This is a genomic window from Rhodocytophaga aerolata, assembly GCF_030503435.1.
GTDB lineage: Bacteria > Bacteroidota > Bacteroidia > Cytophagales > 172606-1 > Rhodocytophaga > Rhodocytophaga aerolata.
In genome coordinates this window covers 25,897-50,982 of the sequence record NZ_JAUKPO010000022.1, presented here as the reverse complement: position 1 = coordinate 50,982, position 25,086 = coordinate 25,897, and the positions used below count along the sequence as shown (strand labels likewise).

Here is a 25,086-nt window from a genome sequence, read left to right as displayed (position 1 = left end):
TACTGCGTGACTACCTTACAAAATAGTCACAGAGTAAAAGCTAGCCTGCTACATTATTCATGTAGCCCAGCAAATGATAAAATTTGCAGGCAGGAAGTCAAGCAGCGGATTCAACTTTTTTAGTATGCGGTAATCTTTTCAAGTAGCTAATGAGACTCTGACAACTCCCACTTGCTTTAACAGTGGAAGTTGTCAGTCGATGTCTAAGTCTAATAACCTTGAACTGTGTACTATTCTTAATACAACTACTTCCTTTTCACTGATGATTTGATAGACAATGCGGTATTTCTTCAAAAGTAACTCTCGGATATTTTCATTGTTAAATTCACGGATTATTTTACCGGATTCTGCATAGGTAGCTAAGCGTTCAATTCTATCAAAAATCAAATTGATGAAGTTACGGGCTATGGTAGGTGAGTCTTGACTAATGTAGGCTTCTATACTTTCTAAGTCATTGTAAGCCGTCTCTTCAAAGACTTACTTTTCTTTGCTCCATTTGGTCTCGAACTGACTTTTTGCTTCTTGTAAAGAAATTGTCTTTCCTTCCCTCACATCTTTTATGCCTTTTTCAACTTTTTCAATAAATAGCAGCTTTTCAATTAGTGTTTCTGTTTCAAATTCATCCGGAAGACTCTCTAACGTTTCAATTACTCTATTTTTATTCATAACTAGCTTGCGTTTTCTTAAATATACGCAGAAAATACAAATTTATTTAATCGAAGCTAATAGTTGGAGTAATAGCAAGATACTATTCTAGGCGGGCAGATAATACGCAAGAAAAGGACAAAGATTCTAATTGGGTTGTTTGAATTACAAAGTCCATAAGTAGAAGCGACCACACTTTCCCCATCCGGGGCTTTTATTGACTTATTAACTGCCAGCATCTTTTACCAACATGGTTCCATCAAAAATGCTAGGCACCGATCATAGGGTTGCCTTCTGCTCTCACAAAGCAGGTAACTACCTCCTTCTCCACTAGATAATCCTTCATCCTCAAAGGAGTATGCTCGTACTCATTAATAGAGCTTGAGAATCCGGCTACACACAATGGCTCAAAAATTACCGCAAACCGTGTGCTGTGCTGAGCCTGTAAGCTATGGGGCACCGGTTGTCGGCTTGAATTTGACGTTATATGCCGGTTTTTTCTTTGATTTTTATGGGTTGCTTTAATTGATCTTACCAAAGGCAATCATATAGCCCAGGCTGATAACAAATGTGCGACTTTTCATATCAGCAGGTCGGTCAAACTCAACTTTTATCTCGCCAAAATCCGGGTGAGTTTCTCTAATATACATGATATGATGCTTAAGTAAATAAGTTAATCCTCGTCCATACCGGGCTTCGGCTAGCAGCATCCCGTTGCCTACCTGCAAGCCTATGCCTGTCCCTATTTGTATACCTACGTCTAGGCGGTTATACCCCGCCGGATAAAAAAAGGCATCCTGGCCAGTATAATGAGCAGGTTTTTGTTTAAATCGTATTTTGCCTTCTTGCTCGATAAGTGTTTGACTTGTATTCGTTAGTTGACTCCTGTAGTTGCCACCCAAGGCAATTCCTATAGAGGGGCCTGCCATAAAATAATACTTGAGTGCCCCCTTACCCAAGGTAACTTTAGCAAGTAAGGGAATCTCTAGGTAGTTGAGTCTATTTCTACTTTCAACCTGCAGGGGTAAATCAACAGGTGTGTTGGTGGGAGTATCGGTTTTTCGATAATGAGTGCCTTTTTGGATATAATTCACTTCTGGTTGAAAGGAGAAGATGGGGTTCTGTGGAATAGGCAGTTGTATACCAAGCCCTGCTGCAAAGCCTACCACATACTCACTATCTTCCACTTTATTTACTTGATAGGTGCCAAAACTCATACCTACTTTAGGGATCAAGGATACTTGTGCACTACTTGGGAAGACTAAACTAAGCAAGCAAAAGGCAAAAACTAAGAGTTGTTTATTCATAAACTAAGTTTGAACATATTGTTATTTCTTCTAGCTCTATTACTGTCATATAATGAACATGAACCCACGCATACTTTTGGCTCGTGTAAAGCTTTGCGCGGTTGTGCCAAAGTTGGCGCTTGGGTTTAATATTGGGCGAGGGCTTCTCAATCAATCCCTTCAATTCTGTCTTTGAAGACATTAACAAGTTTATGCGTATTACTTATTTCAATGACTTGTGGCCAGATAGCTGTAATCGTGTTGAAAAACTCTTTCATTTTCATATTGCCAAACCGAATATGAATAACTTTGGGTGGTGGTTCTTTGAGTAAAATTTTGTTTGAAAAATCACTGTCTTTGGTTATAATGACAAGATTATTTTCCTTGGCATACTGCCAAATCTGCTCATCCTCCCATTCATCATTGATATCTTTTTGATGAATATAATCAGCATTATTCCATAGTGAAAAATAATAAGGCAAGTTTGCATCTATCAAAAATTTAGGCATCTAGGCTACCGATTTAATGATATAACTGCGGTTCATTAATTGAGAGGCAAATTGGATACAGGCTGTAATATCTTCCTTTTCAAGGCTCGGATATTGATGCAGAATCTCTTCAATTGTTTCCCCTGCACCCAAAAATTCTAAAATTGTTTGCACGGTAATCCTTTTACCACGAATTGTTGGCTTACCATTACACACTTTCTCGTTAATAGTGATTCTATCAGCTATATATTCCATACTACTATTTTTTATCTAATATATCATTTTTTTTGCTCTCGCCCAACAGAGCACGGCTTCCCTGCGGGGTGCCTTTCTAGCGTTAGCCTTTGCTGTGGAAGGCCGCTGAGAGGACCAAGCAGGTGTTGTGCCCTTGGCTTTTCTTTTATCCTTTATTTGGTTTGCGCAAATTGAGAACGTGCTTTGCCATCTAAGGCAATCTTTCGAGTTTGGCAATAGCGATACAGCTCATCAATATCAATTTTTACTTCTCTAACAGCAAATCCCTCTTCCTTCAGCCTTTTTTTCACCTTCTGATATTCTTTGTACCAATCCTCCCACTTTTCATGCATAGCTCCTTTATCGTCAATCATTTCTAGAAAGCGAGCCCAGTCTTTCTTTTCGTAGTAGGCTAAATTGACTCCTTTTATCATAGTCTTTCTTTTTTATCTTGAGCACAATGGATCACCGCTTCCCTTTTGGCGAGCTTTTCAAGCGTTAGCCTTTGCTGTAGCAGGCAGCTAATAGGCGAAGCAGGTGTTAGCCACCGTTCTCATTTATTGTGTTATAATCAATACCAAAATGTTTTAAATACTCTTCAATGGGGCCTAAACCGACTTGCGCCCTCCTTTTATTTACATTTTGCGGATCCTCGATTGGGTACAAGCTCCATTTGTCACTTCCATTCTTCTTTTGAACCTGGGAGCCATACTTTTGTTTTTCTCCTCTATCCATCAACATCCTATCCTCCATGAGGGCAACCAGACTCCACTGTAGATCACCCTGATCTGCACTTTTCTTAATTTGTGGAAAGTATTTTTCTCTTAAACTTTTTCCTGCATGCTGGATCACCAGAAATACGGCTTCTACACTCCTATTTCCATGCTTTTCAACCGATGGAAAACCACATTTTTCAATCGTACTTACCACAATTTGCTGGTTCTCCTTGTCAATATCAGTATTTGCTACTACTCCCCCTTTGCGATTATCTTGGTCAACTTGGTAAACAGCCTCTAAAATTTTCTCTACTTCAGAGCAATCAATATCTATAATGGTGACAGCTTCATCCTCAATTTCAAAACCTTCTTTCAGCTTTTTTATTAATGCTTTATCCTCATTGGTGGCTTTTCTTAGTACTACCTCTACTATCTTATTATCAGCATTTACATACTGATCTCCGAAAATTTCTTCGGTGTTCATTTGACGAAGTTCATCTCTGGAAACAATATTGCCTACACTATCCTTGAATATTGTATTTTCACTTATGTAGTTTCCAGTTTTGGCATGTTCTATGATTTCCGTGTCGCTTAATTTTCTTAATCCTTGAGGTTTGTAATTACTGCTCTTATTGCAAGAAACCGCAGAGAAAACAGAAATCATTAAAATTAAAACTATTTTATTCATTAATATCTATTTAAAATGGTGGCAAACATGTGTATACCCGAAACAGTTGAAAATAGGTTCGGGTGTACGCCAATATACCTAAATACCCGAAACAAATCCCGAATAAATGGCTATTTAGTTGAGTGTTGGAAACCAAGAACAAATACCCAAAACAGAATCAAGGTAAAGTAATTAAGCCTTCCATAGAACGCCCATGCTTATCATAGTGAATAGCATAGCTGTAATACCTAAAGCTATTTTTACGACCATTAAATGGTACAGCTCTTACCCCTGTGCTTCCTAAAGGACCAAATACAGCATCTATCAAACGAAGAGGAAAAACAATCAGCAATCAGGATACTCTTGAGGTGAGCGGTGAATTCAAAGCTACGATAGATGCAAAAGTATTTGGTGTTAAATTTCTTAGCACAGGTCTAGAGTCGGTTCAAGATGAAAATTTAGAATATAAGGTATCGGCTGCTAAAGGAGTTAAAAAGGTCAATACAGGTCATATCAACATTCCCCTTAAAATACCATATTCAGATTACCTACCTATAGTTCGTACCGGTACCAGTATATCGTATGTGGGACGTAAATAATGAGTTTGATTTGGATCCTGGCCAGGAGAAAGATATAACCAATAGGATAGATCCTTTCAGGTATATTAGCAATGGATATCGAGTGGAAGGGTATACAGCTTAGTTATATCTATCAACGATGAAGGAGTCGTAGTAGCCACACCTGGTACTATTCATTCTAATACTATTAGTAGTTTCTCATGGAGAACTACAGAGCAAATAAAGGCATTACATGGGCATAACCAAACAGTTTTCCCATCAGGAAGGGGATGTTGTTGTTACCTCCATCCTTACTTCCCGGATTTAGCTGTATGGAAATCATGGAAAACATAGGCAATATTACTTTTGCGATGGTACTTGTTTTCGTTGTCCTTTGGGTAAATTTCAAGAAATATCGCCTGACAGGAAGCAAACGGATGTATGGCTATGGTATGAAGAAACGAAAACGGCAATAAACTTCTCTTCTGTCGCTACAAGTACCTTTCAACCCTATCAATGATTAGGTATAATATATACTTGTTTTTCTCCAGTCAGCAGCTACACAATAATGGATCGATAGACCGTTTCAGATCTAGTGATCCGCAGCATAAGCTGGCAAGCATTTTGTGAAATACAGTAGCTACGCCTGAGTTGATATAAATAGGCTACTACACCTATGCTTGCGATAGCCTTACTCTTTATTTTTTGCACTAAATCTACTCGCTTATATAAAAAATATACCGCTGTGTATGCTATTGCAGACCTTGTTGGACGAAATCGCAAAGCAGTGGAAGGGATGCTAGGCCTTCCTATGCGTGTAGGCATAAGACAAATAGGGGACTCTTTAGAATGGACAAAGGCCTATTACTATCAAGGGGAAATTGAAATTGTCTATATGGAGAATGTGGCGGATTGGATTATCGTAGATGGCAAACAAAGCAAGCTACTCGAAGAGTTAATCTCTTTTCTTGGAGTCAGATTCATTGCAGCCAATATTGCAAATCTAGGAGTAGTCAGATACTACCAGATAGCCGGACTAGCAGAAGTGGCTTTTTATGGAGATAGAGAAGGCAGGATAACTAAAGTTTATATAAAGGCTTTTACTCCCTAAGTCTCAACAAAAAAAGCCTTCCCCTATCGCTTAGCCGCAGTATGGCGCCGATAATCATCTATTATCTCTACACCTAAGGGTCAACCGTATTATTTCCTAAAAAACAATATTCGATTGCAACTAAAAGCCTAAAGGAGTGAACATAAAAAAAGCCCCTCTATGTCGTGCCGGCAGCGTAACTGCACGTCACCGATTTGAAAGGGGCTATGAACAGAACAATACAATCAGATAAGAAACCTATTCACCATATATACCTAAACACAAAAGACGGTAAATAACAAAGCCTCTCTAAAGGAAAGGCTCTTTTGTGGTGCAGGTAACAAACCCTTAATAATATCTAACTAAGCGCCTAATGGCTTTCCAAGCAATGATTATAAATACGGGTTTAGGTCTGACAAATACGGAAAACAAAAAATCTCTTTATATCGTGCCGCAAGCTTTGCTTCACCTCAGCGACCGAAAAGCTTTTCAGCTGTAGAGCAAGCATACTGGATCTATACTTACAAATGAGAAAATTCCCTTAGCTGATTAGCCACTTTTGCTCGCAGGTGAGCGGCTTGGGCAATGATTTGCTTATTCTTCTCCACTAACCGTATGCTTACTTCCATACTTGTAGAGAGCCGCCTAAGAATAGCCTCTCTTTCTAAAAGCAATGCTTGCGGTCTTTCAGTCCTTCCCATATGTTATCGGGTAGTTAATTGCTACTCCTACAAAGGTAACTACCTACCAAAAGTATACGAGAGTAGAAACCCGAAATCTAGCTAAAATAAGTACTAAAAATCAGCTAGGTATAAAGCATGTAAGGCTGCGTTTCTAGGTACTATTAACAACCTCTCTCGGCAAATACCTAAATTGAGAATTGGGTATATCTTCAGCTTTCCCTAATGCGTCTTAGAAGTGGGTTTAGGAAATACATGTATTGGAATGGGTTATTTAGGGTTAAGTTGTTTTCGGTTTATTTCATAAATTTAATTATTCCAGTAATCAGAAAAAAGAAGGAGGCTATGCGTCCTTCTTTTTTGCTTTAAATGAAAAAAGCCTTCCCTATCTTAGCGTTTAACCACTTACTCTTCACACGCATAGGTATAAATTAAATCATTATTTACTCTAGCATTCAGTGGATAACCCTGCTCGTTTAATATCCAGTTAAATTCTGCGGGTGGATCTTCTCCTTGAGTATGTCTGGTGGTGGCAGGCAGATTTTTGCTTATCAATGGATTAGGGTATAGTTGAAAGACAATGGCCTCTTTTGATTTCTAGGTTTATTGGGGAGACTGGTATAGGTGAGGTCAATGAGTTCTCGAGTATTTGTTTCGTTAGGCAACCAATAAACCTGCATCAGGTTATCATCTTTGAAGATCAGCACCGTTTGATAGTAAGAATAAATGTGTCCTTCATAGCTGGTATATTCAAAATCCACGATAATCGTATCCTTTTTATAGGTGAAGGTTTGATTATATAAGTCACTACCTGGCCATCGATATTCTCAAGTGTGCTTTAACCGGCCCAGCGAATCATAGCTAAAACTCCCAACCGTATCATTGCCTGCTACATTTGCGGCGTAGTAGGGTAGTAGCTGATCTTTCTCCTTATATGTAAAAACCGTTGGAAAAGAGAACTCCCCAGGCTCCTCCCACCTCACCAGCTTGCCTTCTTGATCCTAGATATACTCTATCCCATTTTCCGTTTTGATCCGGCAGGTATCAGCTATTGGTTTAAGATGGGTAGGTTTAATGATTTCTTTCAGCTGTTCACAGCTAAAAAAGCAAAGGCTAAGGAGCAGGAAAAGCACATAGCTTCTGCTAGAGAAAAGTTTGGACGTCGGAGGTAAAGGTTTGTTTCTATCAAGATAAGCAAAAAGAAGCTTTCATTCTACCTAGCACCTTTTTATATTTTGACAAAAACACAATAAAGAAGCCTATCCAGGAATCGGAAATGATTCCTGGATAGGCTTTTTACGTTTAGCTTATTGATCTAAACTCAATACAGATTCCTACCTATAACGTCTTTATGGATAAGCTATTGAATAAGCCCAAGGGGTTAGTACCTGTAAGTAGTAAAAAACGACTATACTAATAGTAGACAAAAAAAACCCCTCTACTAGAGGGACTCTTCCATATGTTATAGCCGAAACAATAAATTACTTTAAAAGAGCTTTTTTATAGTCTGCAACCTGCTTGGTCGGCTGGCTTTGAATATCATTTCCCCAGTAGGTAAGAATTAAACGATACGTATCTTCTCCACTTGTGCTAAGCTGCCAGTCATGGATGATCTCTACGCTTTTTATGCTTCTTGGGGCAAAGGCTAGATCCTGCTTGCTGTGCAGGTAGGCTGCATTACCTGTGGAAATTAGTTCAAAGGCGCCCTCCTTGAGCAGAATCTGATGGCTTTTTTCTACAAATTCTATATCAATAGTTTTTGGTAAAAATATGTTGGACTCAGGGCTGATTTTAACATACTGTCCCACCATGGGGCTTTGTGTAATAGAGCTGCCTGCCTGAGGCGATTCAACACTTGTTTTTTCTTTCGGAGCCACTTCGGGCGTGTTGCAAGAAACTAAAATAGGGAATGCAATAAGCAGTAACAAAGAAGATTTCATGTCAGTAGATCATTTTTTTTACTTAATTGATCTACCCCTGTCATTGTAACAGCTTTCTGCTGAGCATTCCCTATATCGCATGTAAGCTACAAGCTAGAACCGTAGAAGCATACGGCTATTTCTATAATAGGCGAAACAAGTATACACTAAGAAGGGCTAAAAAAGTGCCTTGGTTATCAATATATGCACCTGTTAACAATAATCTTAAACGGTAGATAGGAAATGTTACGTCTGTCAAATATAATGTAATAACAAAACTTTTTAGCTTAAAACAAATACCTTCAAGCATAACTAGAGCAGCTGAATTAATCCAATAATTCCTTTTATGAGCCAGATACCCTTGATAGTCTGCCCAAAAGTAGTACTAAAATAGTAGTTCTCTAATCCGAAAATACTACACTTACCTAACCGCACAGTTCCCGGATTTATCCTTATGGAAGCCTTAGAAACTACTGGTCATCTCATGCTGGTTATAGCCGTTGTGATCGGCTGCATATGGATGAATAGCAGAATGAGGATGGCCAATTTTGAGCATACCTATGGCTATAAGTATAAAAAAAGGAAGAGACATAAATAAAGCCCTGTACGTATCATCTTTTGCAATCAAACTTACTACATACCGCTATTGCTACGCCAACTATCTGGAAGGTGTCCATACCTTTTACCTCATAGATCCGATAGCCTTTGTTTTCCGGGTATAAAAACATCTTTCTCATAGCGCTGCTGTTTGACAAGCATTCTCCATTAATAAAAGCTACCACAATATCCCCATCCCTGGCTTCCCTTGGCTTATCACCTACTAGTCACCGGGTATGTGCTTCTGATACTAGTTTGAATGTATGGCTTTGCTCCTACGCATTTGCTTCAACTCCTTTGCTTTCACTCCAAAATTTTAGCGGTTTATCCCCATGCTTTGCTAGTTTGTCAGAAAAACAATGTATTCGCAGGTTGGATGATTTTACTTTGACTTAAAGAGTAATACCTCATCCAGATGAAAAAAGCGCTACTTCTATATATGTTTGGACTGATCCTGCATACAGCTCAGGCACAGCCGCAGACACAAACACAGACACTGATAAAAGGCAGCATTACCGATACCCGGGGCGAGGCCCTGGCAGGCGTGAATGTCTACATCAAAAATACCTACGATGGCACCTCTACCGATGCGGGAGGCACATTCAGCTTCCGCACATCAGAAAAAGGATCACATCTGCTAACCGCTACCTTTGTCGGATACAAACTAGTGGAAAAGCCTGTTGAGCTCAACGGCGCAAGTATAGAGCTTCGTTTGCAGCTGCAAGAAGAGCGAAACGAGCTCAATACGGTAGTGATTACAGCAGGAGCCTTTGAAGCCAGCGATGAGCGAAAAACGACGATCTTGCGTCCCATTGATATATTCACCACCGCCGGCGCCAATGCAGATATTGCCGCGACGGTGCAAACCCTGCCAGGCGCACAGCGGGTAGGAAATGAAGAAGGCTTGTTTGTACGGGGCGGCTCCGCGCAGGAAACCAAAACCATTATAGATGGCACGCTGGTGGAAAATCCCTTTTACAGCGCAACACCAGATGTGGCGCAACGCAGCCGCTTTTCGCCGGCTTTATTTAAAGGCACCTCGTTCAGCACAGGTGGCTATTCTGCCCAGTATGGACAGGCGCTCTCTTCCCTGCTCGTGCTCAACACCAAAGATCTGCCAGATAGCAGCAAGATCGATATTGGCTTAATGGCTGCTGGGGGATATATAACCAAAACGCAGCGCTGGAAGAACACCTCGCTGGTAGCTGAGGGCATGTACACGCACCTAGGGCTATTGTTTAAGGCTATGCCTCAAAATATGGAATGGCCAAAAATACCCCGCTCTGCGAGTGGCTCTCTCATCTTCAAACACAAACCAAGCAATAACGCGATGCTGAAAGTGCATTCCAATTACTCCTGGTCTTCTTCTGCCTTAAGGTACCGGGATTTTGAAAACATCGATGGGCTAAACACCTTTGGCATGGATAATAATCATCTCTACATCAACAGTTCTTATCAGCAGGCCTTGGGGGAGGGCAAATGGATCGCTACCGGCGGGGCTTCCTATAGCTATAACCACGATGCAATCAGCCTGAATCAAGACCAGATTACCCGTTACCAGCAGCGTACGCAAGCAAGAGGCACTATCTCTAGAAGCATAGGCGAAGGCTCCTCGGTGCTTGCCGGGGCAGAAATACATCAGTACAGCTTTGGCGATAGCTTTAACGGGTTTAGTAACCGGTTAAGTGATACGTATGCCGCGGCCTTTGCAGAAAGTGATATCTACCTGACCCGTAAGCTGGCAGCCAGAATCGGACTCCGGGCGGAATATTCATCCTTATTGAAGAAAGCAAATATAGCCCCCCGCAGCTCTCTGGCCTATAAAACCGGAAACTATAGCCAGGTTTCGCTGGCGTACGGACAATTTTATCAGAGTCCGGAGAACCGTTATTTAGTTACTAATCAAAACCTTGATTTTGAGAAAGCCTCCCATGTGATCTTAAATTACCAGATCATCAAAAACAAACGAACCTTCCGGGCTGAAGCCTATTATAAAGACTATTCTCAGTTAGTAAAAGAACAGGGCCAGTTACCCTTCGACCCTACTTATCACCGGCAGCCAAGTGGCCTTACCGATAACAGTGGAAAGGGCTATGCACAAGGCCTGGATCTGTTCTGGCGTGATCAAAAAAGCCTGCAAGATATAGATTACTGGGTGTCCTACTCGTTTCTTGATACCAAGCGCCACTACCAGAATTTCCTTTCAGCCGCCATGCCTACTTTTACTTCCAAACATAACCTGAGTGTCGTAAGTAAAAAATATGTATCGGCCATCAGCAGCCTAGTTGGCGTGTCCTACAACTTTGCCAGTGGCAGGCCCTATTATAATCCCCATGCGGATAGCTTTTTAAGCGATCGGACCAAACCTTATCACAGCCTGAATATAAATATTTCCTATTTAACGCAGATCCGGGGAAATTTCACTGTGGTGTTTTTCTCGGTGAACAATGTAGCAGGCACCAAAAATGTATTTGGCTACCGCTACTCCGCAGATGGCACCCGCCGCATCTCTATAGGACAGCCCACAGACAGGACTATTTTCCTGGGCATGTTCATCTCCATCGGTGCCGGATTTGATAACTAATCAGGCATAGTAAGTATTCCTATTCCCTTAGTCCCATTTTCTACGAAACTCTATTCCATTAAACGATCATTTACTAACCTCTATTCCAATAAACTGTCTTCCACTAAACGCTATATAAACCGATGAAAAAGTTAATTGTTTGTTCGCTGATGATCCTTATATGCCTGACTAGTATTTGCCTGACCAAGCTACTAGCTGCTGACGAAAAGTTTACCAAAGCCATGGAATCCGTGCTAGTGTCCATCAAAAGCAGCGAGACGCTGGAATCTTTGCAACAGGCAGCCAACCGGCTGGAGCGCATTGCGGCGGCTGAACCCGAAGAGTGGCTTCCAGCCTACTGGGGGGCGTATTGTTACATCCATATGTCCTTTCTAGAGAAAGAATCCATGCGCAAAGATCTCTACCTGGATCAGGCGGATAAGTTTCTCCAACAGGCAGAAACTATTAATGCCCATAATGATGAACTACTGGTACTCAAAGCCTATGCCGCCCAAAGCCGGATTGCCATTGATGGCCAGAGCCGCTATATGACCTATAATGGTATTTTTACAGATGCCTTGCAAGAGGCAAGGAAACTAAACCCGGACAATCCCAGAATCTATCTGCTGGAAGGACAGATGTTATACCATATGCCTGAGGCTTTTGGAGGTGGCAAGGCGACCGCTTGTCCTAAGTTAAAACTCGCCTTAGAGAAATATGAGCGTTTCAAACCCAGCTCTACCATTAGCCCAGACTGGGGAATAAAAAATGCCCAATACCTTGTGCAAGGTTGTGGAAATTGACAGGTATTTTTTACATTTAAGTATAGCGTGCCACTTGCCGGATTTACTTCCGGTCAGGGGCGGCCCTAACCTTGCTACCTAGAAGATCATGCCCGTACCATTCTCAAGCTTTAACAGGCCTTCTGCCTTACTCTTGCAGTTTGTGTTTGCCTCTATGATGGTGCTTGCCCTTTCAGGGTTTACGCACCTGAGTATGGTCATTATTTACAACACCGGAGGCAATGGCAACCGCTATTTACTAGCGCTTGTTTCCTCCTTTGGCAATGGGCTGATCATCATGGTGAGCATCCTGCTCGTGCAGCGTATCTTCTCCTGGAATCAGTCGATGGCCTGGAAGTATTTTTTTTTAAATGCCTGCATCATTTTCCTCAACTACTGGCTAAACTTTGTTATCTTTTATCTGCTGGCCAACCGTATCATGGGAATGAGCGAAGGCGATGAAACATTTTTGCTCAGTGATCTTTTATTCGTCTTACACCCTGTTATGGTGGGCTCTTTTTTCTTTTTCTACCTTACCCGCGAGCAGAACCGTACCCGTAAAATCTCTGAACAGGAATACCAGTTGCTTGAGCTGAATGGCTTAAAAACCAAAGCAGAACTCGAAGCCCTGCAAGCCAAGATCAATCCGCATTTTCTCTATAACTCGCTTAACTCCATCGCCAGTCTGGTCCATATTAATCCGGATAAAGCCGAAGAAATGGTTATTTTGCTTTCCAAGTTTTTCCGCTATAGTACAAGTGTCAAAAGCGGGTATTTTCATACCCTGGGAGAAGAGCTCGAAATGGTGAGCACCTACCTGGAAGTAGAGAAAGTTCGTTTTGATGAAAGGCTAACGTATGCAATTGAGTATGCCCAGCAAGGTTTGGATCATTACCTGATCCCCCGCTTCCTGCTGCAACCATTAGTGGAGAATGCAATTAAACATGGCATCTCTAAAATTGCCGGTAAAGGTATGATCCGGCTGCAGATTTGCCGGGAAGAAGGATTTCTCTCAATTAGTATCCATGACAACGGCCCTAGGTTTCCAGAGCAGCTCAACACAAGCTATGGCCTGCAGAGTACCTCGGATAAACTGCGGATGCTCTGCGGGGAGGATGCCCGCATGGAGCTAATTAGTGAGCCCTATAAACATATAAAAATCACGGCAAGGCTAGTAAAGGAAACCATGCCGGCAGATACGCCGGCTCTACCCCTGCAGCGGCAGCCTCGATAAATTTTAGCCCGTATGTAATATGCACCCTAACTCATGCAATCCTATCTATGCAACCCTTTACAACACAGCTGCCTTACACTACTTTATTAATAGATGATGAAAAACTGGCCATTAAACGCCTGGCCCGGTTACTGGAAAACTATCCGCAAACGGTTAAGATTGTCGGTGAAGCCTATAATGGAACAGACGGACTACAAGCAGTAGAGCAACTAAAGCCAGAGCTGCTGTTTTTAGATATAGAAATGCCCATACTCAATGGCTTTGAGATGCTGGCCCGGTTGCCCTATATGCCCATTGTCGTATTTGCCACCGCTTTTGAAGCCTATGCTATCCGGGCATTTGAGGAAAACTCAATAGATTACCTGCTAAAGCCTATTGAAAAAGACCGGCTGCTGCTTACGATAGAGAAGCTGAAAAAACGCAGAGCCGGCAATACAACCATAGACTATACCCAGCAACTCTTCGGAGTGATTGAGCAGCTAAAACCTAAAAAAGAGTTGATGTCTATTCCCGTGAAAATGGGTGAGCGCATCCTGTTGATCCGGCTAGAAGAAATTACCTATTTTGAGGCCGAAGACAAATATGTGTATCTGCATACAGCCGATGATAAAAAGTACCTGATTGACTATACGCTAAGTGCCCTGGAAGAAAAATTACCTTCCTATTTCCTTCGGGCCAGCCGCTCGGTAATCATCAATCAGCATTTTATCAAAGAAATCCAGAAGTATTTTAGTGGAAGGTATCTGTTGCTGATGAATACCAAGACTCCTACCAAAATCACCACAGGGTTAAGTTATGCAGACAAAGTTAGAGCCTTATTAGAGATCTGATGTATAGGCCTGCAATAATTTGCGCGTGTAGTAGAAAATAATGGCCTCTGGATACATACTATTCACGGCTCTTTTACTTTTGCTCTGGCAGCACATGCATGGTATCTGCTTGATACGAAGCAAAGATGCCTAAGCCCTGGCTGATATTCGTATATACCTCCGTGGGAGTGGAAAAAGGATCATTGGTATTCTTTCCCTGAAGCTGCTGCGTGTAATGGTATTGATAGTAGGCCGGAGAAACATTTTGCAATTCGATAATTAATTTAGGATAGCCGTAAAACAGCTTTAGTTGTAAGCTATACTCTTTGCCATCGAACAAAGCATCTGAAAAACCAATCCCGGTAATAGAGGCTTCTTTGCTGGAAGCAGCTAGATCATCTGACCTGGTATCGGCTATATAGATGTCTCCTTTTTCTTCTACGCCGTAGACCTTTACTACATAAAAATTGCTTACGCCTGCCGGATCTTTCACTTTTACGCTAACTGGGTACTCATGCTTTGCATCCCGCACAGCTACGTAGCGGGCATCTACAATAGCTACTTTCTCCACCTCCATGCGCTCTCTGGCCGTCGCCTGCCCTAAAGCCTGGTCTCTTACCTGCAGCTCGTAGGTTTTACCCACCATAGGTTTATGGGTAGTGGAGGTATATAAGCCATTTACGCCTCTCGTTAGCTCCTCTAGCAGAACACCGTCTTCAAACAGCTGGATAGTAGCATCGTTAACTGGAGAAGGGGGATTCGGGGAAACTACCGGCACACTTTTAGAAACATGGACCGACCATAGACTATCGGGAGTAAACAGGGAGTTAACCACGAGTTGGGGCTGCCCGGAAATAGCCAGATCAATCTCTTTTTCACAGGCAGGCAGCAATAGTATAGCGAGCAAACCAAAACTATACTTGATGAATAGGTTCATGTTTTAGAATTTGAAATGATAACTAAGGGAGGGAATAATCGGGAACACGCTGTATTGGATGAATTTTTTCTTTGCCAGGCCAGCGGAATAATCCGTGCTTACTGTATAATACAAGGGGTTCATGCGGCTATAGGCGTTATAGAGTGAGACTATCCATTTGCGCTCTCCCCATTTTTTTTGCTTACTAAAACTGATGCTCAGATCCATCCGGTGAACAGGCTTCATGCGGAAGTTATTGCGGCCCTCATACTGGTACACTTCCCGGCTATACCTGTTATAGAGTGTAAAAGCAGAAGTGTATCGCTGTAAGGGCAGGGAAACAGCATTGCCTGTTCCATACACCCAGTTGCCTGAAATCTGAATATGTGGTTTAAGTTGATAGGACAGTGTCAGGTCTACATCGTGCCTGCGGTCGTATTTGTAGGGAAATTTCTTACCCTTATTAATGGAAGCAAACTGCCTGTCGGTTTTTGATAAAGTATAGCCGGCCCATCCAGTTAACCGGCCCGTTTTTTTCTGCAGCAACACCTCTAGGCCATAACTTTCTCCTTTGCCAGAGATAATATTGCTTTCCCAGTCTGTATCTGCCTCAAAAAAACCGGTGGCCGGGGCAAACTCTATAACATGATTCATAGATTTATAATATCCTTCTAAAGACACCTCCAGGGAAGGACCTATGTCTTTGGATAAGCCGGCTACCCATTGCCTGGACTCCTGTGGCTTTATTCTACTTGTCGCAGGTACCCACAGGTCGGTAGGTAGGCCAATGCCAGAATTTGTCAGCAGGTGGATGTATTGGGTCATGGTGACAAAGGAGCCTTTGAGCGCAAAATCCGGCCGCAGTAAGTAGCGTAGCGATAGCCTGGGTTGCAGAGACGTATAAAAAGAAGGCCCTGTTTGATAGCCTGAGCCGTGCACCCCCAAGTTCATTTTTAGCTGCTCTGTCAGGGAAAAATCATCTTCGGCATATAGGGCAAATTCTGAGGTATGGATGGTTGACCCATCAAAAGCCGTGTCTATCTCTGTTACCTGTTCACTGGTTTGCCGGTGACGAGAAGCGCCAGGGGAAAAGGCATGTGCCGTGGCCTGCCCTCCAAAGCGGATCGCATGCCTGGCTGAAGGAAAGTACTCAAACTCTGTACGCAGCGACCAGTCGCGGATGCCGGACAAATACTTGTCGTTAGAGGAGGTTTTGCTCTGATAGGGCCCGGAAAGTATCTGCTGGTCTAAGATAGAAAAGTAGCTAAAATCGTACGAACTGTAGGTGAGAATCGCGTTGCTGAACATCTTGCTGGAAAAAATATGGTTCCAGCGCAAAGCAGACGTAATATTTCCCCACCGCAAGCCATCATCTGAACTGCGCTTGCCTTCGGCAAATACGTCATTGAATTTTAAGCGCAACTTATCATTTCCCAGATAAGCGCTTAAATACAACCGGTCTTTGTGCGAGAACTGATGATTAATCTTGCCGTTCAGGTCATAAAAAAAATAGCCCATAGTATGGGGAGTGGCCAAGCTGATTAGTGGCCGCGCTAACGCATCCAGGTAGGTGCGGCGGGCAGAAACAAGAAAAGAGGTTTTCTCATTTTTAATCGGTCCTTCCAGTGTAAGCTTGGAGGAAATAAGGCCAATGGAGCCCTCTCCTTTCAGGGATTTATTATTGCCTTCTCTCGTGGTTACATTGATCACAGAAGACAGTCTGCCGCCATACCGTGCCGGAAAACCGCCTTTGTATAGCTCTACATGATTAATGGCATCTGAGTTGAATACAGAGAAAAAGCCAAACAGATGGGAGACATTATACACCGGCACTCCATCTATCAGGATCAGGTTATGGTCTGGCCCGCCCCCCCGCACATACAGCGCGGTACTTCCTTCCATCCCGGATTGTACGCCAGGCAAAAACTGAATAGACTTGAGCACATCTACTTCCCCAAAAAAGGCAGGCATGGCTTCTATTCGTTCCACAGGTATTTCCATCCGGCTAGTGGTAGACAGTTGCGTAGGGCTTTCCATCTTGGAAGAAAGCACCTCCACTTCCTGTAAACTCAGCTGGCTAAGGTAGATATTGATCACCGTATCCCCATTCAACAGCAGCGGAACGGTATGTGTTTGGTAGCCCACATAGGAATAGCGCAGGTAGAGCGAATCCGCAGGAAGGGTAAAGCTATAGAACCCATAGGCATTACTGCTTGCGCCGGTTTGGTGATGAGCACTATAAATATTGGCTCCAATCAGGTTCTCGTTAGTTTCTGCACTTCGGATATATCCGGAAACAGTTGCTTTTTTTCCTTTCCCAGCCCTTTTAGAGATAATAATCTGCCCGTTAAGATACGCATACTTTAGGCCAGTATGTTGCAGGCTTATATCCAGGGCCTCCCGGACACTGATCTCGGCAGAAGGAAAACGCACCTTGGCCTGGGCAGGAAGCTGGCTGCTACTCAAGGCAATGGGGATACCGGCTCTTTTGCCTATTTCTTCCAACGCCCTTTCTAAATTAAATTCTGCACCTGGCAAGCTGATTTTTTTGTCCAGAATGGATTGCGCCCATAGGGGCAGGCAGAAAAATAGTGTAAAGGCTAAAAGCAGGCCTTTTTGCAGTATTCTCATAGATTTCATGTGATATTGATTTTAAAAGCTAGCATCCTCCTCCAGAGAGATAAACCGTGTCTCCGTTTATTTGGTAGCGGAGGCCATATATGGTTTGCAGGGTTTGAAGTACTTCTTCTAGCGAGCGCTTTTCAAAGGATGAGGTAAGCAGACACGCAGGCAAGGCTTTGTTTTCAAGTATGATCTGTTTCCTGTAGAATTTTTCCAGCTGTGGAATCGCCTCTTGTAAGGCTGAGTTTTTAAAACTTAATGTACGGGTATGCCAGGAGAGAAAATTTGTATCCCTAGTTCTCCCCTTAACCGGTTGCAGAGAGGAGGCTTCCAGGTTTGCAGTTTCGCCTGCCTGGAGCCGGAGGCTATTTGCCGCGGCCGCTTTATTATAGAAAGCTACAATACCCGATACTACGTGTATGTCTATGGATTGTCCCCCATTTTCGCGGATGTTAAAAGAGGTGCCTAGTACTTGGGTCACACTCTTTCCCGTATGTACATAAAAAGGCTGCTCCTGCTTTCGGGCCACTTCAAAAAATGCTTCTCCTATCAGCCGTACCTCGCGTATATCCCCACTAAATGTTTCAGGATACTCTAACCTAGAGTTTTCATTTAGCCAGATACGGCTTCCATCCGGAAGCCGTATTTCTTTTCTCTCCTGTTGCCCTGTGATAGCGACTAGTTGCCGGTGGTGATTGAGATAAAAATACAGCAGCAGACCTAAGGCAGTTATCAGCAGAAACGAGGCCGCCAGTTGCAGGGAATGCTTGAACAGGGGTCTGCTTACCTTATTCCTGGTGGCTTTATCGACCTTACGCCAGGCAAGTTGCAGGTCAGGTTCTTCTAGTGTTTTTTGCTCACCAGCCGATTCCCATAGGAGCTTCACTTGCTCAAAGTATTTTTTGTTCGCTTTGGATGCTTGTAGCCAAGTGTCTACCTGCTCTTTCTCCCCAAGCGTGCATTCGCCTGCCAGGTATTTGCTTATCAATGCCCAGGTTACCTCTTTCATGGCTTTGTTTTCTGTGAGGACAACAAAGCGGCAGGCTACCCTTAAAAAGTTTTAAAAAAAAGTTTCTTTGATCATAGGCATCCATATAAGCAGCCTGACGCCATGTTTGAGCAGGTGTTCCCGCAGTTTTTTAAGGGCAATACCCATTTGACTCTCTACAGTCTTAATAGAAATGGCCAGGTGCCCGGCTATCTCTTTATAAGAAAAATGGGACTGACGGTTTAGCAAAAAAATCAGTTTACACTTTTCCGGAAGTTTGTTTATGGCTTCATCCATTGCCTCACTGAGCTCCTCTGCTATCAACTGGTCGGGTTCATACCCAAGGATATCGGTCGTATTTTCAATAGGAATCATCAGATGAATTTTCTTTTTTAAATAGTTCAAACAGCGGTTTTTGATAGCCACATGAAAATAGACTGCAACCGAATTTGGCAAGGTAAGCGTTTGTTGGTTTTCCCACAGATAAATAAAAAACTCCTGCACAATTTCCTCTGCCATATGGCTATCGTGGAGGTACTTGACACTGTGGCGCCACAAAGGATGGTAGTATTTTTTGAATAAAGCTTCAAATGCATCTTTTCTGCCTTGCTGCAAAAGGCGTAGTAGCTTGACATCAGATACGTTATCAGAGAGTGTATGCATGGAAAAAACCGCAAAAATTCACAAATCATTCCTATGACAGCTCAGGCGAGCCATTCACCTATGGGAGAAAAAAATTTCTATATAAAATTTTAGCTTCTGTTGGTCAGATCCAGTATTATGGGCAAAGTTCTCTTTCGATAACCTACCGATCTGCAAGAATTCCCTTACTTTTACCTATGCAATATCCTCTCCTAGACCTTGCTCCTATAACCAGGCACCTTCGGGCAGTGGCAAGTTCGCGCCTGCTTATAGCTGCCGTTCACCATTTACCTGTTTTTGAGTGCTTAGCAAAAGGGCCACTCTCTATAGAAGGGCTACGCCATCAACTAGGTCTTCAGCAGCGTCCGGCCATGGTGCTCTTTCCTGCCCTCTGCGCCATGGGACTGCTGGCTTTCGATAGTGAGCATAAACTCTTGATTACTCCCTTAGGGAAATATTTGCTCGTTTCCTCTTCACCAAACCTGACTGGCTATGTAGGCCTTGAGAAAAATGATGCAGGAGTCCTAGAAATGGTTGAGCGGTTAAAAAATGATGGGCCACTAGATGTTAACATAGGGCTATCCTATGTAAAAGAAGGGAACACCGCCTCTCCTATGGATGATCCGCAAAGTGCCCGGTTTTTCACCTTAGCCCTGGCTGGACGAGCGCAGTACCTTTCTCCTTTAGTAGCAGCAAAATTGCCTGGCAAAACCCATCTGCTTGATGTAGCCGGGGGTACTGGCTATTACAGCTATGAATGGTTGCTAGCAAACCCTACTGCCAGGGCTACAGTGTTCGATCGCACAGCTGTGCTAGAGGTAGCCAAAGAATTGCTCGATAGCTTTTCTAGGAGTGGACGCCCGGGTGCCCAAAGTGTCAAAGCCCGTGTAGCGTTCCAGCCAGGAGATATGCTCACCGATGAGTTGCCTAAGACGGATTTGCTGCTTGCTGCCAGCCTGTTTCACGACTGGCCAGAGTCTACTTGCCGCCGGTTAGCTAAACGTTTTGCCGAGGCAATTCATCCCGGAGGTGAACTATGTGTGCATGATGCGTTTCTCAATGACAGCCTGGACGGACCGCTTGCTGTAACCGATTACTCAGCCATGCTTTTTCTGCACACAAAAGGCCGTGCCTACAGCCGTAAGGAATATGCCGCCTGGCTTAAGGAAGCAGGCTTGGAGGTGAAAGAGCAGTATGTACCCACCCTCATGGAATATGGGCTAATTTCTGCGTCTAAAGCATATACAGGCGAGTAAGCTGCTGTAGTAAACTTTGCAAAAGTCGGTTGCCATAGTTCTATATATCGATAGTTGGCTCAAAAAACTTTCCTACAGCCTTTTCAATATTATAATTCTAGTACTACTCTTTCGTAGAAGCAACGTTTGCACAGTTCACAAACAGTTTAGAATTAATAAACGCAAACCAATCGGCAGGTATTTGTTAGCTAATTACCCCTTTTAAAGAGTTGCCCTGTCAAGTGAAATCAACTATATAATGCTTATAGAAAGGTAAACGGATTGGTAGAAGCAATATGCGTAATCTTGATGCCATTAACCTTAGGTTGTAGCCACGTTGCTGCATATTCCATACCTGCTTCTTCACTTACCGAGTGACTTAACACGAGTAAGGCTGTTTTCTGTCCCATCTGCAAGCCATCCCGTACCCGCTCCACCGTTTCCCACTCCCTGGTTTCGCCGCTAAGAATTAAATCAGGCTTATACTGCCCGATGGCCCCTATTTGCATCCGGCTGTCCATATACCCAAAAGCCAGATAAATCCTGCGGCACTGCCCTGCCGCATCACCCACCAGGCGGACTTTTGAGATGCCTAGCTTTGCTTTGATCAGGGCGGCAACGGATTGGATAGTCATCGGTTGCGGTAAGGTAAGCATTCTGGGAGTAGCCGCATCATAATAGCTTTCCCATCCTAGCTTAAGTAAATTGCCCATAATAATGCCATCTGGCTGGTGCCGGTGCCAGTAGTCATGAAACCGCCAGATAGCAATTTTATGTTTGTTGAGTAGTTCTATCTTATAGCGGTAGGCCTCGTCTTGCGCGAGCCAGTCGGTTTCATCCTGGTTGTTATAAAAAGGAGTTTCATGGGCAATAATGAAGTTGGCTCCGGCTTTAGCCGTTTTCTCAATCACTTCCAGGGTAGGAAACATGGTAGTAACAATACCGGTAACGGTCTGGTCCAGGCTGCCAGAACGTAATTGGTCAACCGTTGTAGCAAAGGGGGCATTGGGAATCTCTTTCAAGATGCGATCAATAATCTGTTTTACTGTGTAGGACTCTCTCTGCTGTCCGGCATTTGCTGCCAGACTTAGCCCTGGTACGGTTAAGGCAAGAGACGTACGTGCGAGTTTGCTTGCTGTCGTTAAAAATTTTCTTCTTCCCAGAACAGGGGCATTGTTTTCCTTCTTCATGATACAGATGGCTTTATATAAGCGCCTTTAGGACTAAAATTAGTAAGTTTTTGCATGCGCTATGCGAGCCAGGCTATTTTCTTATCCCTTTACCCCATAAAACATATAAGCAAAGCCTATGCGCATTTAAAAAGGTATGTAGCAGGGATAGGTATTCTTACGGTCTAGCGCAAAAATCAACAGCCATTACATGACTCCTTTCCGGCTAACTTAGATTATTTTGTTAGATAAAAGAAGCTCTGTATACATATGAACACAGGGAACATTCAACCCTGAAAATGATTTATTAGCCAACCTTGCAAGGCGCAGGTTTCTTCCTGCTACCAGATGATCTACTCAGTGCAGCAAAGTAGCTGGTTTATTCGCTTTCCGAGTAATACCAGGATAAGGAGAGGTTATTTTTATTTGCCCTGCTTCTTTCAAACTATACCAAACACATATTGGTGAGAAATGGGCAAATCTGATGAATAAGGAAGATTGTGTGTATGGAATATATTAAGGTTCATAAACTGGGATTTACTCAGCCATATTGATTGGTGCAAGACAGTATGCCCGGTTTGGCGAACTATGCCAGCACATGCCCGTATTTGTAAACAAACCCAGCCATATGCTTTCCATTGTTTTTCCTCTAATAAATATTCTTCTCTGCCTTAAATTTCTTGAGTAAGTAACCTGGCGCTATTGTTTTTTCTAATTTAATTTCATACCTTATCGTAGGCAAAAAGGCATTCGTTTGCCTGATTTTTTTATAAGTTAATCACAACCATCCCAGATTTGCGTGTGATTCTTTTTTGTCTTTGTTCCTCGTCTTGCCTCTTGTATGCTGTGCTTTCTGGTTTGCTTGTCTCTTCCACCTTAAAACCTCGCCTATATGAAAACACCATCAACTTTTGTTACAAAACTGCTTATAAGTCTTCTTATGGCAGCAGCATTAGTATTTTCAGGCTGTGAAAAAGAGCTGCTTGATTATCTTGATTATAATCACGGCCATGGTATCAAACACATACTCTACATGGTCGACAATGGCTCCAATAATCTTCTCTTCCTCAATCAGAAGCACCCTTCCAAGAGCTGGACGGTGCCCATCCCTAGCGGATCACGTGATCTGCAGTTGGTTGCCAACAATAAGGTACTGGTGAGCCACGGCAATGGGGCCGCTGAATACGACCGCACCACAGGTGCCAAAGGCTGGTCAATTGATACTTACTCAGGTGTTTCAACAGCGCAGCGCCTGGAAAATGGCAATACCTTGCTTGGCTGGTCAATAGCGGCCTCCGGAAGTACACCCGCCAAAGTAATGTTTTCAGAAGTAAATAGCGCTGGCATGGAAGTTTCAAAGGTGACAGTCAACAACATCACGACCCTGCGGCTTGCCCGCCGGCTGTCGAATGGCCATACTTTGTTCACTGGTGATATGAACAATGAGTTGAAGTTTTATGTGTTTGAGGTTGATGCCACAGGCACCATTGTTTGGCAGCAGTCGCTTTATGGTGGTAGAGGCTACGTCGCCAAACGCCTTAGCAACGGCGATACGCAAGCTACGATTGGGCCTATTGGCAAATTGTGGGAGCCAGGTAAGGATGACAACAAAGTGCTTCAACTAAGCCCTACTGGCAGCATCGTTAAGTATTGGGGTGGCATGGCCGATCATCCGGATGCGAGGCTAAGAAAATTCTCGGGTTTCAGCGTTGTACCAAAAAACGGCAACGTTGTCGTTGCCAACTGGCTAGGCGATGGTAACATAGGCACGGGTCCGCATGCGGTGGAGTTCAACGCCAAAAACAAACTTGTCTGGAGTTGGGAGGACCACTCGGCAGCCCAGACAATTACCAATCTGCTGGTGGTCGAGTAGTTACGCACTTGGTAATAAGCGTGCTAGATAAGAAAAGTTAAAAATTGGGGAGCATCAGCTTTTCAATAGCACGGCCAGTAGCAGATTTATGCAAGCGAATACGCCTGCCTTTTCTTGGATAGTGAATTTTCATTAGTCATTATAGATACAGCCTCAACCTGACTGGCAACCTAGGTTGAGGCTGTACCTATACAGGTATTGCTTTGTCTGTCCGGGCAGCAGCCAGGGGATACCTTATAGCGGACCTGATAGAATTTGCTTGATAGCCTCTATCACCTGGCCGATTTCCTCGTTGCTCATCCCCACAAAAAGTGGAAGGATCAGGCTCTGGTCGCTGGCCTTTTCACTAATTGGTAGATGCAAATCCGGATAATAATCCCCGTATGCAGTTTCCCTATGGGCAGTCATTACGCCCCGCCTGGAAGCTATTCCTTTATCAAGCAACTGTTGCATGATATCATTTCTTGACAGCGGACAATCCGCTCCCAGGGAGAGGGCATAAGATTGATAGTTGGAATAATACCCGGCTTCTTCTCTGGGAAGTTGCAAGCAGGCAATTTCTTGAAAAGCCTCCTGATAGCAGCTGGCGATCTTTCGCCGCTCGGCTATCATCCAGTCTAGCTTTTCCAGCTGGCCAATGCCGATGGCCGCTTGTATATCGGTTAGGCGGTAGTTGTAGCCCAGTTCTGTGTGATCTTCAAATACGAGGTGGCTAGCTTGATGTCTCACCCGGTCGCTGACAGACATGCCATGCTGACGCAGACGCTTCAGCCGCAGATAATATTCCTCCTGGCTGGTAGTAATCATGCCTCCATCGCCTGTGGAGAGAACCTTTCTGGGATGAAAGGAGAAACAGACCAGCTGGGAATGAGATCCAATCTTTTTGCCTTTGTAGGCTGATCCGGCCGCGCAGGCAGCATCTTCAATAAGTACTAACCCGTGTTTAGCACATAACGCCTGAAAGGAGTCGATATCGGCGGGCATGCCGAGTTGGTGCACCAGCAGGATGGCCTTTGTGCGAGCCGTAATCCGCTTTTGTACATCCATTAAAGATAAATTAAAGCTGGCAGCATCTACTTCTGCAAACACAGGCAAGGCTCCTACATAGCGGATAGCATTGGCGGTGGCGATATAGCTCATCGACGGGCAGATAACCTCATCGCCAGGCCCAATACCGGCTACAATCAAGGAAAGGTGTAACGCCGCTGTGCAACAGGATACGGCCACAGCATATTTAGCTCCGGTATAGGCAGCAAACTTCTCTTCAAATGCTTCCACCTTGGGCCCTTGCGTAATCCATCCGCTTAAAATGGTATCATAGGCAGCCTGTGCATCTTCCTGGGTTACATAGGGTCTGGCAATCGGTATCATAGC

Annotated in this window: 25 protein-coding genes and 1 pseudogene; 10 read left to right on the top strand and 16 right to left on the bottom strand. The window is 43.5% G+C overall.

Annotated elements, in window-relative coordinates; all coding sequences use genetic code 11:
- Window positions 1-192: 192 nt before the first annotated feature.
- The 7 genes and pseudogenes from Q0590_RS37610 to Q0590_RS26085 all read right to left on the bottom strand — a co-directional run.
- A pseudogene (locus Q0590_RS37610) lies at window positions 193-462 on the bottom strand (type II toxin-antitoxin system RelE/ParE family toxin); the annotation flags it as partial.
- 15 nt (window positions 463-477) lie between these two features.
- Complete coding sequence (locus Q0590_RS26110; protein ID WP_302040581.1) at window positions 478-666, bottom strand: hypothetical protein; 189 nt, start codon at window positions 664-666, stop codon at window positions 478-480.
- 500 nt (window positions 667-1,166) lie between these two features.
- Entirely contained in the window at window positions 1,167-1,952 is a 786-nt protein-coding gene (locus Q0590_RS26105) for a porin family protein (RefSeq protein WP_302040580.1), read from the bottom strand.
- A 146-nt stretch (window positions 1,953-2,098) separates the two neighbouring features.
- A complete protein-coding gene (locus Q0590_RS26100; RefSeq protein ID WP_302040579.1) occupies window positions 2,099-2,440 on the bottom strand; it encodes a DUF5615 family PIN-like protein in 342 nt (113 codons plus the stop codon).
- On the bottom strand, window positions 2,441-2,674 hold the full coding sequence (locus tag Q0590_RS26095; RefSeq protein WP_302040578.1) for a DUF433 domain-containing protein: 234 nt from the start codon (window positions 2,672-2,674) through the stop codon (window positions 2,441-2,443).
- 152 nt (window positions 2,675-2,826) lie between these two features.
- Complete coding sequence (locus Q0590_RS26090; protein ID WP_302039917.1) at window positions 2,827-3,087, bottom strand: hypothetical protein; 261 nt, start codon at window positions 3,085-3,087, stop codon at window positions 2,827-2,829.
- 106 nt (window positions 3,088-3,193) lie between these two features.
- Window positions 3,194-4,057: a DUF6624 domain-containing protein gene (locus tag Q0590_RS26085; RefSeq protein ID WP_302040577.1), complete on the bottom strand. Its 864-nt coding sequence runs from the start codon at window positions 4,055-4,057 to the stop codon at window positions 3,194-3,196.
- Between the two features lie 272 nt (window positions 4,058-4,329).
- On the opposite strand from Q0590_RS26085, the gene Q0590_RS26080 reads away from it, so the two are divergent.
- From Q0590_RS26080 to Q0590_RS26070, 3 genes are all read left to right on the top strand, one after another.
- A complete protein-coding gene (locus tag Q0590_RS26080; protein WP_302040576.1) occupies window positions 4,330-4,635 on the top strand; it encodes a hypothetical protein in 306 nt (101 codons plus the stop codon).
- A 299-nt stretch (window positions 4,636-4,934) separates the two neighbouring features.
- Window positions 4,935-5,069, top strand: a complete 135-nt coding sequence (locus Q0590_RS26075; protein WP_302040575.1) for a hypothetical protein — start codon at window positions 4,935-4,937, stop codon at window positions 5,067-5,069.
- A 200-nt stretch (window positions 5,070-5,269) separates the two neighbouring features.
- Window positions 5,270-5,704, top strand: a complete 435-nt coding sequence (locus Q0590_RS26070; protein WP_302040574.1) for a hypothetical protein — start codon at window positions 5,270-5,272, stop codon at window positions 5,702-5,704.
- Window positions 5,705-6,204: 500 nt separating this feature from the next.
- On the opposite strand, the gene Q0590_RS26065 is transcribed toward Q0590_RS26070, so the two are convergent.
- From Q0590_RS26065 to Q0590_RS26055, 3 genes are all read right to left on the bottom strand, one after another.
- The gene (locus Q0590_RS26065) at window positions 6,205-6,384 is read right to left on the bottom strand and encodes a hypothetical protein (protein ID WP_302040573.1); all 180 of its coding nucleotides are present in this window, start codon (window positions 6,382-6,384) and stop codon (window positions 6,205-6,207) included.
- 384 nt (window positions 6,385-6,768) lie between these two features.
- On the bottom strand, window positions 6,769-6,918 hold the full coding sequence (locus tag Q0590_RS26060; RefSeq protein ID WP_302040572.1) for a hypothetical protein: 150 nt from the start codon (window positions 6,916-6,918) through the stop codon (window positions 6,769-6,771).
- Window positions 6,919-7,844: 926 nt separating this feature from the next.
- On the bottom strand, window positions 7,845-8,303 hold the full coding sequence (locus tag Q0590_RS26055) for a hypothetical protein (RefSeq protein WP_302040571.1): 459 nt from the start codon (window positions 8,301-8,303) through the stop codon (window positions 7,845-7,847).
- 539 nt (window positions 8,304-8,842) lie between these two features.
- Here Q0590_RS26055 and Q0590_RS26050 point away from each other — a divergent pair.
- From Q0590_RS26050 to Q0590_RS26030, 5 genes are all read left to right on the top strand, one after another.
- Entirely contained in the window at window positions 8,843-9,004 is a 162-nt protein-coding gene (locus Q0590_RS26050) for a hypothetical protein (protein ID WP_302040570.1), read from the top strand.
- A gap of 290 nt (window positions 9,005-9,294) precedes the next feature.
- Window positions 9,295-11,463, top strand: coding sequence for a TonB-dependent receptor (locus Q0590_RS26045; protein ID WP_302040569.1), 2,169 nt, complete (start codon window positions 9,295-9,297; stop codon window positions 11,461-11,463).
- A gap of 122 nt (window positions 11,464-11,585) precedes the next feature.
- A complete protein-coding gene (locus tag Q0590_RS26040) occupies window positions 11,586-12,245 on the top strand; it encodes a hypothetical protein (RefSeq protein ID WP_302040568.1) in 660 nt (219 codons plus the stop codon).
- Between the two features lie 88 nt (window positions 12,246-12,333).
- Window positions 12,334-13,458: a sensor histidine kinase gene (locus tag Q0590_RS26035; protein WP_302040567.1), complete on the top strand. Its 1,125-nt coding sequence runs from the start codon at window positions 12,334-12,336 to the stop codon at window positions 13,456-13,458.
- A gap of 47 nt (window positions 13,459-13,505) precedes the next feature.
- Window positions 13,506-14,288, top strand: a complete 783-nt coding sequence (locus Q0590_RS26030) for a LytR/AlgR family response regulator transcription factor (protein WP_302040566.1) — start codon at window positions 13,506-13,508, stop codon at window positions 14,286-14,288.
- Window positions 14,289-14,361: 73 nt separating this feature from the next.
- Here the strand turns inward: Q0590_RS26030 and Q0590_RS26025 are convergent, their stop codons facing one another.
- The 4 genes from Q0590_RS26025 to Q0590_RS26010 are packed head-to-tail and all read right to left on the bottom strand — an operon-like array spanning window position 14,362 to window position 19,456.
- Window positions 14,362-15,204 (bottom strand): DUF4249 domain-containing protein, encoded by an 843-nt coding sequence (locus Q0590_RS26025; protein ID WP_302040565.1) that lies wholly within the window; start codon window positions 15,202-15,204, stop codon window positions 14,362-14,364.
- A 3-nt stretch (window positions 15,205-15,207) separates the two neighbouring features.
- A complete protein-coding gene (locus Q0590_RS26020; RefSeq protein WP_302040564.1) occupies window positions 15,208-17,814 on the bottom strand; it encodes a TonB-dependent receptor in 2,607 nt (868 codons plus the stop codon).
- 28 nt (window positions 17,815-17,842) lie between these two features.
- A complete protein-coding gene (locus tag Q0590_RS26015; RefSeq protein WP_302040563.1) occupies window positions 17,843-18,814 on the bottom strand; it encodes a FecR family protein in 972 nt (323 codons plus the stop codon).
- A 51-nt stretch (window positions 18,815-18,865) separates the two neighbouring features.
- On the bottom strand, window positions 18,866-19,456 hold the full coding sequence (locus Q0590_RS26010; protein ID WP_302040562.1) for an RNA polymerase sigma-70 factor: 591 nt from the start codon (window positions 19,454-19,456) through the stop codon (window positions 18,866-18,868).
- Between the two features lie 176 nt (window positions 19,457-19,632).
- Here Q0590_RS26010 and Q0590_RS26005 point away from each other — a divergent pair, with 176 nt between their 5' ends.
- The gene (locus Q0590_RS26005; RefSeq protein WP_302040561.1) at window positions 19,633-20,691 is read left to right on the top strand and encodes a methyltransferase; all 1,059 of its coding nucleotides are present in this window, start codon (window positions 19,633-19,635) and stop codon (window positions 20,689-20,691) included.
- A 242-nt stretch (window positions 20,692-20,933) separates the two neighbouring features.
- Here Q0590_RS26005 and Q0590_RS26000 read toward each other — a convergent pair whose 3' ends face one another.
- Complete coding sequence (locus Q0590_RS26000) at window positions 20,934-21,860, bottom strand: Nif3-like dinuclear metal center hexameric protein (protein WP_302040560.1); 927 nt, start codon at window positions 21,858-21,860, stop codon at window positions 20,934-20,936.
- 871 nt (window positions 21,861-22,731) lie between these two features.
- On the opposite strand from Q0590_RS26000, the gene Q0590_RS25995 reads away from it, so the two are divergent.
- On the top strand, window positions 22,732-23,712 hold the full coding sequence (locus Q0590_RS25995; protein ID WP_302040559.1) for a hypothetical protein: 981 nt from the start codon (window positions 22,732-22,734) through the stop codon (window positions 23,710-23,712).
- Between the two features lie 234 nt (window positions 23,713-23,946).
- On the opposite strand, the gene Q0590_RS25990 is transcribed toward Q0590_RS25995, so the two are convergent.
- Window positions 23,947-25,083, bottom strand: coding sequence for a DegT/DnrJ/EryC1/StrS family aminotransferase (locus Q0590_RS25990; RefSeq protein ID WP_302040558.1), 1,137 nt, complete (start codon window positions 25,081-25,083; stop codon window positions 23,947-23,949).
- Window positions 25,084-25,086: the final 3 nt, after the last annotated feature.